Genomic DNA, 12,224 nt, shown 5'->3' with positions numbered 1-12,224 from the left:
GGTGGCGGCGTCAGCGGGGCGTCCCCTCCGACTCCGGCCCCGTTCGGGGCTCCGGTCGCGTTCCGGGTACCGGTCGCGTTCCGGCCACCGGTCCCGCTCCGGGTACCGGTCCTGCTCCGGGCTCCGCCTCCGTCCCCGACTCCGGTTCCGGTTCCGTTTCCGGTCCCGACTCCGTTCCCCTTTCGGGTCCGCTCTTCGTCACCTGCTGCTCGGTGCCGGTGTTCCGCTGCCACGGGCGGCACAGTCCCACGAAGCAGGCGAGGGCCGCCACCCCGCAGACGAGCTGGACGACGGCCATCGGCACGGCCGTGTCCTCGCCCGCGATGCCGACGAGCGGCGAGGCGACGGCGCCGATGAGGAAGGAGGAGGTGCCGAGCAGCGCGGAGGCGGAGCCCGCCGCGTGCCGGGTGCGCATCAGGGCGAGCGCGTTGGTGTTCGGCATGGCGAGGCCCATCGCCGACATCAGCACGAACAGCGCGACGGCGATCGGCGCGAGCCCGATGTCGTCGCCGAAGACCCCGCTGGTCATCAGCAGCAGCGCGGTCGCGGCGAGGGTGATCACGGCGAGGCCGAAGGCGAGGGCCTTGTCCAGGCTGACCCGGCCGACGAGCAGCTTGCCGTTGATCTGGCCGACGACGATCAGGCCGACGGAGTTCACGCCGAAGAGGAGGCTGAAGGTCTGCGGCGAGGCCCCGTAGATCTCCTGGATGACGAAGGGGGACGCGGAGATGTACGCGAACAGCGCGGCGAAGGCGAAGCCGCCCGCGACCATGTAGCCGGTGAAGACGCGGTCCGCGAGCAGCCCGCGCATGGTGCGCAGCGCCTCCGCGGTGCCGCCGTCGTGCCGGTCCCGCGGTGCCAGGGTCTCCGGCAGGCGCCGCCACACGAGCAGCGTCAGGGCGACGCCGACGACCGTCAGGACGACGAAGATGCCGCGCCAGTCCGTCACGCGCAGGACCTGGCCGCCGATGAGCGGCGCGACGACCGGGGCGACGCCGGAGATCAGCATCAGCGTGGAGAAGAACCGGGCCATCTCGACGCCGTCGTACAGGTCGCGCACCACGGCCCTGGCGATCACGATCGCGGCGGCGCCCGCGAGGCCCTGGAGCAGGCGGAAGGCGATGAGCAGCTCGACGGTGGGGGCGAGGGCGCAGATCGCGGTGGCGAGGATGTAGACGAGCAGGCCGGTGAGGAGGGGGCGGCGGCGGCCCCACTTGTCGCTCATGGGGCCGACCACGAGCTGGCCGAGGGCCATGCCGGTGAGGCAGGCGGTGAGGGTGAGCTGGACGGTGGCCGCGGGGGCGTGCAGCGCGTCGGTGACCTCCGGGAGGGCGGGGAGGTACATGTCCATGGAGAGCGGGGGCATGGCGGTGAGGCCGCCGAGGACGAGGGTGACGAGGGCTCCCGTCGCCACGTGCAGGGCCCCGCGGTTCGCGGGGCCCTTGGGGTCGGCTCCCCCCGTGCCGGTGTCCGCCTCTGTCGGTGTCCCGACCCCACGCTCGGCCATCGCGCCCCTCCCGGTAGTTGTCATGTCCCTCTATCGTCGCAGGCGCTGGGGGGTGCCTTCGCCGGGGGCGCCCCAGGCCCACCCCTTCCCCGAAACCGGTGGCTGCCGCCCCCGGCCCCCCGCCGCTCCCGTATGGGGCTCCGCCCCTCTCCCCCGTCATTGGCGCTCCGCGCCTCGTCCTCAAACGCCGGACGGGCTGAATTCCCCCCGACTCGCCGTCGTCGGCCGCCCGCCAGCCGACGACGGCGCCCGGCGGACCATCTCAGCCCGTCCGGCGCTTGAGGACGAGGCCGCCAGGCCGATGAAAGGGCGGGCGGGTGGGGGAACATCCGCCGCGAAGCGGTGGATCACCGGCACCCGACAACGGCGCCGCAAGCCGCCAGGCCGGGGCCGCGGCCCGGCCGCCGGGGCCGTGCGGGTGGGCGGGTGGGAGACACCCACAGCGGAGCGGCAGGACACGGACGGCCCGCGGGGCGGGGCGGGCCTGGCCGGCGGGGCCGCGCGGGTGGGCGGGTGGGCGGCATCCGCCGCGGAGCGGCGGGACAGGGCCCGGGCCCAGGAGGCTAGGCCGGGTGGAGGCCCGGCTCACCCGCGGCCGTACGGAAGGACGCCGCGACCCGCAGCGGAGCCCCGGGCGTCGTCACCGCCGCCACGGTCTTGAAGTCGGCCCGCGCCTCCTCCCGCCCGAGCCGCACGGTCACATAGCCCCGCCGCCCGTTGTAGAACTTCAGGTGCGGGTTGGCCCGCATGTAGGTGTCCCAGTTGGCGGGCTTCTCCGCCCCGTCCTTGCCGCTCGCGACGGACGTGGCCACGATCTCCGTACCGACGGTCCTGGAGGAGGGGTCGTCGAAGTCGGCCTTGATGTCGAAGGCGTACCCGACGTGGACGTCCCCGGTGAGGACCATGAGGTTGTCGACGCCGGCGGCCTTCGCCCCGGCGAGCACCCGGTTGCGGGAGGCCACGTAGCCGTCCCAGGCGTCCATGCTGACCTTGGCGACGGGGTTCAGGTCGAACTTCCGCTGCGAGAACGTGACCTGCTGCGGGACGACGTTCCACAGGGCGCGCGAGCGGCGCCAGCCGTCGATGAGCCACCGCTCCTGCGTGGCGCCGGTGATGGTCCGCTTCGGGTCGAGGGTCTCGGGCCCGGGCACGTGCGCCCCGTCGCCGTACGCCTGGTCGGAGCGGTACTGCCGGGTGTCGAGGATGTCGAACTGCGCGAGGCGCCCCCAGCCGAGGCGCCGGTAGAGCCGCATGTCGGGCCCCGAGGGGCGCTGCGGGCGGCGCAGCGGCTGGTTCTCCCAGTACGCCCGGTACGCGGAGGCGCGGCGCAGCAGGAACTCCTCCGGCGGCACGTCGTTCTCGGGGATGTCGTCCGCGTAGTTGTTCTCGGTCTCGTGGTCGTCCCAGGTGACGACGAAGGGGTGTGCGGCGTGGGCGGCGCGCAGGTCGGGGTCGGACTTGTAGAGCGCGTAGCGGCGCCGGTAGTCGTCGAGGGTGAGCGTCTCGCGGTTGAAGACGTCGGGCAGCACGCGGTCGGTGTACTTGCGGGCGCCGCCGGCGGAGTTCACGGCGTACTCGTAGAGGTAGTCGCCGAGGTGGAAGACGACGTCGACGTCGTCGTCGGCGAGGTGCTTGAGCGCGGTGAAGTAGCCGTCGTGGTACGCCTGGCAGGACACGGCGGCGAGGGTGAGGGAGCCGACGCGGCCGTACGCGGACGGGGCGGTGCGGGTGCGGCCGGTCCCGGAGGTCCACCGGCCGGTGCGGAAGCGGTAGTAGTAGACGCGGCCCTCGTCGAGGTGGTCGACCTGGACGTGCACGGCGTGGTTGAACTCGGGGTGGGCGACGGCGGTGCCGCGTCTGGCGACGCGGCGGAAGCGGGCGTCGTGGGCGAGTTCCCAGTGGACGGTCACGCGCCGGGCGGGCAGGCCGCCGTTCTCCTCGTACGGGCTGGGCGCGAGCCGGGTCCACAGCAGGACGGAGGTGGGCTGCGGGTCGCCGGAGGCGACACCGAGGGTGAACGGGTCGGCGGCGACACGGGCGGCGTCGAGCTCGGCGGCGCCGGCGACGCCCGCCGTGGGCAGGTTGGTGGCGAAGGCGAGCGCGGCGGCCGCGCCGGTCCCGGTCAGGAACCGGCGGCGGCCCAAGTGGCGTGCCGCGGCGCGCAGTTCCGGTGCGTGCTGTCCTGAAGCTGTCATGTGCCCCTCCCCGGACGATGGCTGTACGGTGCATTGGAGTGGCGGGGGACGACGTGGGACTGTCGCGTACACAACAGCCACATGGCGGGCAGATGATGTCCGTGTTGCGGACCCTCCCGTACGCTGCGGGCCCATGAACGCTGAGCGAACAGCATCTCCGCGGGACCCGGGGACAGCCCCGGAAGCGGGCCCGGGGACCCCCTCGGAGATCCCCCGGACGGCCCCGGAGGCGGCCGCGCGGGGCACCTTCGGGGAGGCGGCCGCGCGGGGCGCCACGAGGACGGCCGTGGTCACCGGCGCGGGCTCCGGGATCGGCCGGGCCGTCGCCCTCGAACTCTTGCGCGAGGGCTGGTCGGTGGCGCTCGCGGGACGCCGCGAGGAGCCCCTGCGCGAGACCGCGGAGCTGGCCGCGCGGCAAGCGGCCGAGCGAGCCGCGGAGCAGGCGGGGCCGGGCGGCGGACCTGGCGGTGGACCCAAGGGTGGACCTAACGGTGGGCCTGAGGGTGGACCTGGCGGGGGCGGCCCCGGCAGTGGACCTGCGGGCGGCCCCGCTGCCGGGGAGCGGACGCTCTGCGTGCGTACCGACGTCTCCGCGCCGGACGACGTCGCCGCCCTCTTCGCCGCCGTGCGCGAGCGGTTCGGGCCGCTCGGGCTGCTCTTCAACAACGCGGGCACGTTCGGCCCCGGTGGCGTCCCCGTCGAGGACCTGCCCTACGACGCCTGGCGCCACGTCGTCGACACGAACCTCAACGGCGCCTTCCTGTGCGCCCAGGCCGCGTTCCGGCAGATGAAGGAGCAGCAGCCGCAGGGCGGGCGGATCATCAACAACGGCTCCGTCTCGGCCCACGCCCCGCGCCCGCACTCCGTCGCGTACACCGCCACCAAGCACGCCCTCACGGGCCTGACCAAGTCGCTGTCCCTGGACGGGCGCCCGTACCGCATCGCCGTCGGGCAGATCGACATCGGCAACGCGGCGACCGACATGACCGCGCGGATGCGGTCCGGGGTCCTCCAGGCCGACGGCGAGACGGCGGTCGAGCCGGTCATGGACGTGGCGGACGTGGCCCGGACGGTGCGGCACATGGCGGAGCTGCCGCTGGAGGCGAACGTCCAGTTCGCGACGGTCCTCGCGACGACGATGCCTTACATCGGACGCGGCTGACCGCCTCCGGCCCCCTCTCTCGGCCGCTCCGTCTCCCTGACGAGCGCCCCGGCTCCCCCACGACCACTCCGGCGCACCATCTGCCGCACCGCGGAGCGCACTTGGGCCGGAGGCAGGGCCCGTGACCACCCGGCGTCGTACGGATGACGTACGGCGCCGGGGGCGAATTCCGGTCATGCGCCGGAGTCCCGCCCGGAGCCGGTGGCGCCCGGCTATGCTCAGCAGCTCTCCACACGAACTTCACACATGGAGCACATGTTGCGCATTCGTTCCGCGGCCACGGCCGTCCTCGCCGCCACCGCCGTCACGGCCCCGCTGCTCGCCGCCGCCCCGGCGTCCGCAGCGCCGCGCCACCAGGGTGGCCTGCACATCGGCTACGTCCAGTACGACAGCCCGGGCCGGGACAGCAGCTCCCGGACCTCGGTCAACGGTGAGTGGGTGAACATCCACAACAACGGCCGGAGCGCGATCCAGCTCAAGGGCTACAAGCTGAAGGACAACACCGGCTACACGTACACCTTCGGCAGCTACAGGATAGGCGCGGGCAAGACCGTGAAGGTCCGCACCGGCAAGGGCACCAACGCCTCCGGAGTGCGCTACTGGGGCCGCTCCTGGCACGTGTGGAACAACACCAGCGACAAGGCCCGCCTGATCAAGCCGAACGGCTCGCAGCTCGACTCGTGCGCGTGGACGACCCGCGACCGCGGCTCCAAGAACTGCCACTGAGCTGCCGCCCGCACGACGGCCGCACCACTGCTGTGTGACCGCCGTGCGGCCGCCGTACGACCGCCGCGCCGCCGGGAATGCCCCCGGCCGCGCGGCGGTTGTCGTCCGGCATGACCCACACCGCTGACCAGCACGCCACGCCGCCCGAGGTCCTGCGCTACACCGCGTTCGCCACCGACCCCGCGGGCGGCAACCCGGCGGGCGTCGTCCTCGACGCCACCGGGCTCGACGACGCGCGGATGCTCGCCGTCGCCGCCGACCTCGGCTACAGCGAGTCGGCGTTCCTCACGCCCGGCCCGGCCGGGACCGGCGAACGCGCCTACACCGTCCGGTACTTCAGCCCGAAGGCGGAGGTCCCCTTCTGCGGCCACGCCACGGTGGCGACGGCGGTCGCGCTGGCCGAGCGCGACGGGCCCGGCGACCTGGTGTTCACCACCCCGGCCGGGACCGTCCCGGTGACCGTCACCAAGGCCGACGGCGCGCTGCGCGCCACCCTGACCAGCGTGGAGCCGTACGTGGCCGAGGCCGAGGCCGCCGACGTCACCGAAGCCCTGGCCGCCCTCGACTGGGCGGCGGCCGACCTCGACGCGGCGCTGCCGCCGCGCGTCGCCTTCGCGGGCGCCCGCCACCTCGTCCTCGCGGCGGCGACCCGCGCCCGGCTCGCCGACCTGTCGTACGACTTCGAGCGGCTGAGGGCGCTGATGCTGCGCCTCGACCTGACGACGGTGCAGTTGGTGTGGCGGGACGACTCCCACGCGTCGGGGACCGTCTTCCACGTGCGCGACCCGTTCCCGGTCGGCGGCGTCGTCGAGGACCCGGCGACGGGCGCGGCGGCGGCCGCGTTCGGCGCCTACGCGCGCGAGCTGGGCCTCGTCCCCGCCACGGCGGAGCTGACCCTGCACCAGGGCGCGGACATGGGCCGCCCCGGCCTGCTCACGGTCACCCTGCGCGAGGGCGACGCCCGGGTCCGCGTCTCGGGCACGGCGGTACGCATCCCGGGGTGAGCACACCGGCTCCCCGGGAGGCCCGGTCCGGCCGGACCGGGCTCAGGCCTGGCCGGTCTCGAAGCGGGTGACCTTCCCCTCGGCCACCGTGAACCGCCACCGCGTACGCATCTCGCCCCAGGTGTCGTTGCGGTACCGGGCAATCAGCGTCCGGCCGTCGTCCGACTCCGACTCGACGTCCATGTGGCCGCCGGACGACAAGACCTCGCGCTCCAGCCACTCCTGGAGGTTCCGGTCGGAGCCGTCGTCGGACATGGTGGCGCCCGGCGCGAGCACACGGTGCAGGCCGGACCGGTCGCCGCCGTTCAGGGCGGTGACGAAGTCCCGGACAGCGGGGTCGGCGAGCTGGTCGACGGGGACGGTCATGGCTCCACGGTCACACCGAGGGGCCCGTCCCGCCACCGGCCCGCGCACGCTGCGTGACCGCTCACCCGGACGGCGGGCCGCACCGCGTGCTCGGGCCGGGCCCGGTGGACCGTTGAGGGCGGAGGGGGACGCGCCCCCGCGTCCCCGCTGACCCTCCTGACTCCGAGTCCGCCCGGGAGCTGCCGTGACCTGTCGTCGTCGTACCCCTCAGTCCGCCTGCCGCGGCCGGCAGGACGTCGGCCTGCTGCTGCTCCGCACGGGCGTGGGCGCGGTGCTCGCCGCGCACGGGGCGCAGAAGCTGTTCGGCTGGTTCGGGGGCGGCGGCCTGGAGGGCACCGGCGCGTGGTTCGAGTCCGTCGGGTACCGCCCCGGCCGGACCAACGCCCTGCTCGCGGGGGCCGCGGAGGCGGGCGGCGGGGCGGTGCTCGCGCTCGGGCTCGCCACGCCCGCGGCCAGGGCCGCGGCGGCGGGGGCGATGGCCGGGGCAGCGCCCGTGCACGCGCCGAACGGCTTCTTCAACCAGAGCGGCGGCTTCGAGTACCCCGCGGTCCTCGGCCTGGCCGCGGCGGCCCTGGCGGTCACCGGGCCGGGGCGGCTCTCCGCCGACCACGCGCTCGGCGACGTCCTCAACCGCCCGTGGATGGCCCCGGCCGCCCTGCTCGCCACCGCCGCGGGCACGGCCGCCGTCCTCACCGCCCGCGCCCGGGCCCTGCGCGAGACGCCGCCGTCGGCCTGACCCTGCCGGGGGCCTCCCCACACCCGCCCCTTCCCGGAACCAGGGGCTGCCGCTCCTGGGCCCCGCTCTTTTCGGCGCTCCGCGCCTCGTCCTCAAACGCCGGACGGGCTGATTCCCTGCCGGCGGCGAGACGCGAAGATTTTCAGCCCGTCCGGCGTTTGAGGACGAGCGCGCAGCGCGATCCGGGGGTCCAGGGGGCGGAGCCCCCTGGTTACGGGAAAGGGGCGGGACTGGGGCGCCCCCCGCGAGGGCCACCCCGGCGAAAAACCCAAGGCGCACCACCCCCCGCCGCAGCTACCGTCCCACCCCATGACCGCCACAGACGCCCCACCCCGCCTCACCCACCTCACCTTCCACGGCCCCCTCTCCGAAGCCAGAGCCACCCGCCTCGTACAGCGCGCAGCACACCCCCTGCGCCACGGCGGCACCGTCCTGGACCTCGGCTGCGGCTGGGCCGAACTCACGCTGCGCCTCCTCGCCGCGGCCCCCGCCGCCACCGCCACCGGCGTGGACCTGCACGCCGAGGACCTGGAGCGCGGCCGCGCCGAGGCCCGCGCCCGCGGCCTCGCCGACCGCCTGGAGCTCGTCGCGGAGTCCGCGACCGACACCACCCGCGGCCCCGCCGACGTCGTCCTGTGCCTCGGCGCCGCCCAGGCCCTGCGCCCGGCGGACGCCGAACCCCCGCACACCGCCGAGGCGTTGGCCGTCCTGCGCCGCCTCGTACGGCCGAACGGCCGCGTCGTCCTCGGCGAGGGCTTCTGGCAACGTACGCCCACCCCCGAGGAGTTGGGAGCGATGTGGCCCGGCGCCCGCGTCGGCGAGCACCTGAGCCTGGGCGACCTCGCCGACGCGGCGGTCGCGGCGGGCTTCCGGCCGCTGTGGGTGGAGACGGCGAGCGAGGAGGAGTGGGAGGAGTTCGAGTCCGGGTACCGGGCGGACACCGAGGAGTGGCTGGCCACGCACGCCACGCATCCCCGGGCCGCGGAGGTGCGCGAGCGCGCCGACCGGCACCGCGCGGCCTGGCTGCACGGCTACCGCCGCGTGCTCGGCATCGCCTACCTGACCCTCGTACCGGTGGACTGACCGGACCGAACGGACCGAACGGAGCGAGCAGACCGAGCAGACCAAGCGGATCAATCGGATCGAGCGGCCTGAACGGCCCTACGCCCGTCCGAACCAGCACTCGGCCAGCGCGTCGAGCGTCGGCTCGGGCGGGGCGGGCAGCTCGCGCAGGTACCAGGGCAGGTTGCTGTAGACGTGCAGCAGGGTGTACGCGAGCAGCAGGCGCGGCTCGAAGGTGCGGCCGTACGCCGCCATGAGGCGGGCGAGCAGGCGGGGGTCGGCGCGGGTGACGAAGAGGCCGACGCCGACGAAGTCGTACGCCGGGTCGCCGATCATCGCGGGCTCGAAGTCGAAGAGGCCGGTGAGCTCCCAGCCACCGCCGCCGGGCGCGGGCGCGGCCAGCAGGTGGTCCCGCATGAACTCCGTGTGCAGCAGCGCGCGACGGCCCGCGACGGCGGGCAGCGGCACGGAGGCCAGGAAGTCCGGGATCTGCTCGAGCCAGTGCTCCGGCAGCCCCTTGGCGCGCTGCCGCTCGACCGCGTCGGCCCGCTGCCGCGCGGTGAACGCGGCCCAGTCGCCGGGCCCGACGGCGTCCGCGAGCGGCGCGTGGTCGAGGGCGTGCAGCGCCGCGAGCACCTCACCGGCGCGCGCGACGAGCCGCTCCCGGCCGCCCTCGGGCACGCGCGGCCAGGCGTGGTGCAGCCCCTCGCCGGACAGCCGGGACATCAGGACGTAGCGCCAGCCGTTCTCGTACGCGCCACTGGCGTGCACCTCGGGCGTGGCGACCGGCAGCCTGCCGTGCACATGGGCGAGGACCCGGGCCTCCGTGGCGGCGTCGTCGGCCGCCGCGCCCGGGAAGAGCTTGAGGACGAGGGCGTCCCCGACGGCGTACACCGGCTGTGAGCCCTCTCCGAAGCGGGTCAGGGGCGCCCCGGCGTGGCCGAGCCGCGCGCACAGGTCCTCCGTCCCCGGGAGCATCACGGTCTCGTCCGGGACGACGGCGTCCCATTCCTCGTCGGTGTACACGGGGGGCAGCATGAGCGGCACCGTAGGCGGGCCGCCCGGCGGCGGCAACGGGATTTCGTACGGGGCGGGGGCGTCAGAAGACGAACGGCCCCGGCTTCTGCTCCGACGTGGCGTTGCAGGTCACGGTGATACCGAAGACGACGATCCTGAGGGACTTCGCCGAGAGGCTGTCGCCGGGGGCGACGGTGCCGTTGAGCGGCCCGGTGGAGACCGGACTGCCCGCGGGCAGGGCCGGGTTGGCGTTGCCGGTGAAGGTGGTGGTGCCGGTGCCGTTCTTGGTGAGGGTGAGGGTGGAGTTGACGGCGCCCGCGCCGATGGGGATCGGCGCGGTGATCGCGGCCGTGGAGAGCTCTATGGTCGCGCCGGTGCCGTTCTGGGCGGCCTTGAGCGTCGCCGAGCCGGAACCGTACGAGCCGCACTCGAAGTCGAGGGTCGCCGTCTGCGGGTCCACGGCGCCCGCGGCGGGGGCGAGGACGAGGGCGCTCACCGCGAGCACGCCGGTGCCGAGTGCGGAACGGAGCGCGAGTCTGCCGTGCCTCATGAGGGCCTGCCTTCAATGGGGGGAGTGTGGGGTACCGGCTCGCTCAACGCCCCGCCAGGGAACGCCACCTGACGAAACGTCAGCGAGTCGGGTCGGGGGCATTGAGGCACGGCCCCCCGCAGGCCGCAAGGACCGCCTCCATGATTTTTGTCATGTCACGACCAAAATTGGTCACGGCCGGAACTGGTCACGGCCGGCACACGTCGTGCGCGCGGGGCCGCGCGGGCGGGACGGGCGTCGCCCGGCGGCGAAGGCCCGCTCCCCCATCCGGCGCAGACACCGGAGCCGGTGCCATGAACGAGCCCCGTCATACGATGAACACACCGGTGAACGGCTACGATCTCGGGGACCCCCGTTCCGTCGCACCGCACGGCACCACCACGGCGCCACCACCACAGCACCACCACGGCGCCACCACCCCGGCGGCAGCGGCAGCACGACGACTCGACACCCGACCACGACTCGACCACGACCACGAATCGACCACGAATCGACCTGGAGGCCTCCCCGTGTCCGAACCGCGCCTGGGTGTGGCCATCGTGACCATGGGCAACCGCCCCAAGGACGTCGACGCCCTGCTGGAGTCCGTGGCCAAGCAGGACGTCCCGCCCACCCGCGTGGTCGTCGTGGGCAACGGCACCGAGCTGCCGGACTTCCCCGCCTACCCCGGCGAGGTCACCACGATCGAGCTGGACGAGAACCTGGGCTGCCCCGGCGGCCGCAACGTGGCCCTGCGGCGGCTGCGCGAGTTCGGCGACGTGGACGTGGCCGTCGAGCTGGACGACGACGGCCTGCTCGTCGACCCCGACGTGTTCCGTACGATCCAGCGGCTGTTCGCCGAGGACGCGCGCCTCGGCATCGTCGGCTTCCGCATCGCCGACGAGCACGGCGAGACGCAGCGTCGCCACGTGCCGCGGCTGCGCGCCAAGGACCCGATGCGCCGGGGCCTGGTCACGTCCTTCCTCGGCGGCGGCCACGCCTTCTCCATGGAGATGCTGGCGCGGACCGGCGACTGGCCCGCCGAGTTCTTCTTCACGCACGAGGAGACGGACCTGGCCTGGCGCGCCCTCGACGCGGGCTGGAAGGTCCTCTACGAGCCGGCGCTGCTGCTCCAGCACCCCAAGACGTCCCCGGCCCGGCACGCCGTCTACCACCGCATGACGGCCCGCAACCGCGTCTGGCTCGCCCGCCGCCGCCTGCCCGTCCCGCTCGTCCCCGTCTACCTCGCCGTCTGGACCCTCCTCACCGTCGCCCGCACCCGCTCCCTCGGCGGCCTGCGCGCGTGGGCGGCGGGCTTCGTCGAGGGCGTCCGCACCCCGGCGGGCGAGCGCCGCCCGATGCGCTGGCGGACGGTGTGGCTGATGACCCGCCTGGGCCGCCCGCCCCTCATCTGACCGGCGGCCGAGGCGAGCAGGCGGCCCGGGGGGCCGAGGTGACCGGCGCGGCTACGGCCAGTAGACCCAGCCGGAGCAGCCCTTGTGGTCCTCGCAGGCCCGGAACTGCTTGATGCGGCTGGGGAAGTCGGTCCAGGGCCCCCAGTTCCCGTCGCTGCCGTTGCCGTCCCAGACGTAGGCGTGCCCGCCGGCCTCGGTGTAGACCTCGGCGTACACGCCGTTGCCGTCGCGCTCGCCGTCGTAGGCGCGTGCGCCGTGCGCCCACGCCTCCGCCTGGTCGTCCCCGTGGGAGACCGTGGCGGCCGACGCCGACGTCGTGGTGGCGAGCCCGATCAGACCGGCCGCCGCCAGCACGGTCGCGGACCTGGCGAGCATCCTCGGACGAAATCTCATGACAGTCCTTCCTGTGGCTGTGACCCGGGACCTGCGCCCCTCGGGAGCGCACGGACACCTGCGACAGGGCGGAACGGGCCCGGCACCGTGCGGCGCCGGGCCCCTGGCCCCC

12 protein-coding genes are annotated in these 12,224 nt (G+C 74.7%); 6 read left to right on the top strand and 6 right to left on the bottom strand.

Annotated features, from left to right (window positions below):
* Positions 1–10 precede the first annotated feature (10 nt).
* Both IE330_RS14460 and IE330_RS14455 read right to left on the bottom strand, forming a co-directional pair.
* Positions 11–1,507 (bottom strand): Bcr/CflA family efflux MFS transporter, encoded by a 1,497-nt coding sequence (locus IE330_RS14460; protein ID WP_373314649.1) that lies wholly within the window; start codon positions 1,505–1,507, stop codon positions 11–13.
* A 563-nt stretch (positions 1,508–2,070) separates the two neighbouring features.
* Positions 2,071–3,702, bottom strand: a complete 1,632-nt coding sequence (locus IE330_RS14455; RefSeq protein ID WP_190136386.1) for an alkaline phosphatase D family protein — start codon at positions 3,700–3,702, stop codon at positions 2,071–2,073.
* Between the two features lie 286 nt (positions 3,703–3,988).
* Between IE330_RS14455 and IE330_RS14450 the strand changes: the two genes are divergently transcribed.
* From IE330_RS14450 to IE330_RS14440, 3 genes are all read left to right on the top strand, one after another.
* Entirely contained in the window at positions 3,989–4,864 is an 876-nt protein-coding gene (locus IE330_RS14450; protein ID WP_229925638.1) for an SDR family oxidoreductase, read from the top strand.
* Between the two features lie 258 nt (positions 4,865–5,122).
* The gene (locus IE330_RS14445; RefSeq protein WP_190136411.1) at positions 5,123–5,590 is read left to right on the top strand and encodes a lamin tail domain-containing protein; all 468 of its coding nucleotides are present in this window, start codon (positions 5,123–5,125) and stop codon (positions 5,588–5,590) included.
* 110 nt (positions 5,591–5,700) lie between these two features.
* The gene (locus IE330_RS14440; RefSeq protein ID WP_190136384.1) at positions 5,701–6,594 is read left to right on the top strand and encodes a PhzF family phenazine biosynthesis protein; all 894 of its coding nucleotides are present in this window, start codon (positions 5,701–5,703) and stop codon (positions 6,592–6,594) included.
* A gap of 42 nt (positions 6,595–6,636) precedes the next feature.
* Here IE330_RS14440 and IE330_RS14435 read toward each other — a convergent pair whose 3' ends face one another.
* Entirely contained in the window at positions 6,637–6,960 is a 324-nt protein-coding gene (locus IE330_RS14435; RefSeq protein WP_190136383.1) for a nuclear transport factor 2 family protein, read from the bottom strand.
* A 184-nt stretch (positions 6,961–7,144) separates the two neighbouring features.
* Here IE330_RS14435 and IE330_RS14430 point away from each other — a divergent pair, with 184 nt between their 5' ends.
* Together IE330_RS14430 and IE330_RS14425 are read left to right on the top strand one after the other, a co-directional pair.
* Positions 7,145–7,696 (top strand): DoxX family membrane protein, encoded by a 552-nt coding sequence (locus tag IE330_RS14430; protein ID WP_190136382.1) that lies wholly within the window; start codon positions 7,145–7,147, stop codon positions 7,694–7,696.
* Positions 7,697–8,005: 309 nt separating this feature from the next.
* Positions 8,006–8,779 (top strand): SAM-dependent methyltransferase, encoded by a 774-nt coding sequence (locus tag IE330_RS14425; protein ID WP_190136381.1) that lies wholly within the window; start codon positions 8,006–8,008, stop codon positions 8,777–8,779.
* 78 nt (positions 8,780–8,857) lie between these two features.
* On the opposite strand, the gene IE330_RS14420 is transcribed toward IE330_RS14425, so the two are convergent.
* Positions 8,858–9,796: an aminoglycoside phosphotransferase family protein gene (locus IE330_RS14420; RefSeq protein ID WP_190136380.1), complete on the bottom strand. Its 939-nt coding sequence runs from the start codon at positions 9,794–9,796 to the stop codon at positions 8,858–8,860.
* Positions 9,797–9,857: 61 nt separating this feature from the next.
* Positions 9,858–10,325, bottom strand: a complete 468-nt coding sequence (locus IE330_RS14415) for a hypothetical protein (RefSeq protein ID WP_190136379.1) — start codon at positions 10,323–10,325, stop codon at positions 9,858–9,860.
* A 509-nt stretch (positions 10,326–10,834) separates the two neighbouring features.
* On the opposite strand from IE330_RS14415, the gene IE330_RS14410 reads away from it, so the two are divergent.
* Positions 10,835–11,719 carry a glycosyltransferase family 2 protein gene (locus IE330_RS14410; protein ID WP_190136378.1) on the top strand — a complete coding sequence of 295 codons (885 nt, stop codon included), beginning with the start codon at positions 10,835–10,837 and terminating at the stop codon, positions 11,717–11,719.
* Between the two features lie 51 nt (positions 11,720–11,770).
* On the opposite strand, the gene IE330_RS14405 is transcribed toward IE330_RS14410, so the two are convergent.
* A complete protein-coding gene (locus IE330_RS14405; protein WP_190136377.1) occupies positions 11,771–12,112 on the bottom strand; it encodes a hypothetical protein in 342 nt (113 codons plus the stop codon).
* Positions 12,113–12,224 lie beyond the last annotated feature (112 nt).

The sequence above is a fragment of the Streptomyces longispororuber genome, assembly GCF_014656095.1.
GTDB lineage: Bacteria > Actinomycetota > Actinomycetes > Streptomycetales > Streptomycetaceae > Streptomyces > Streptomyces longispororuber.
The sequence above is the reverse complement of the archived record's forward strand: the minus strand, read 5'-3'. Positions and strand labels throughout refer to the sequence as shown.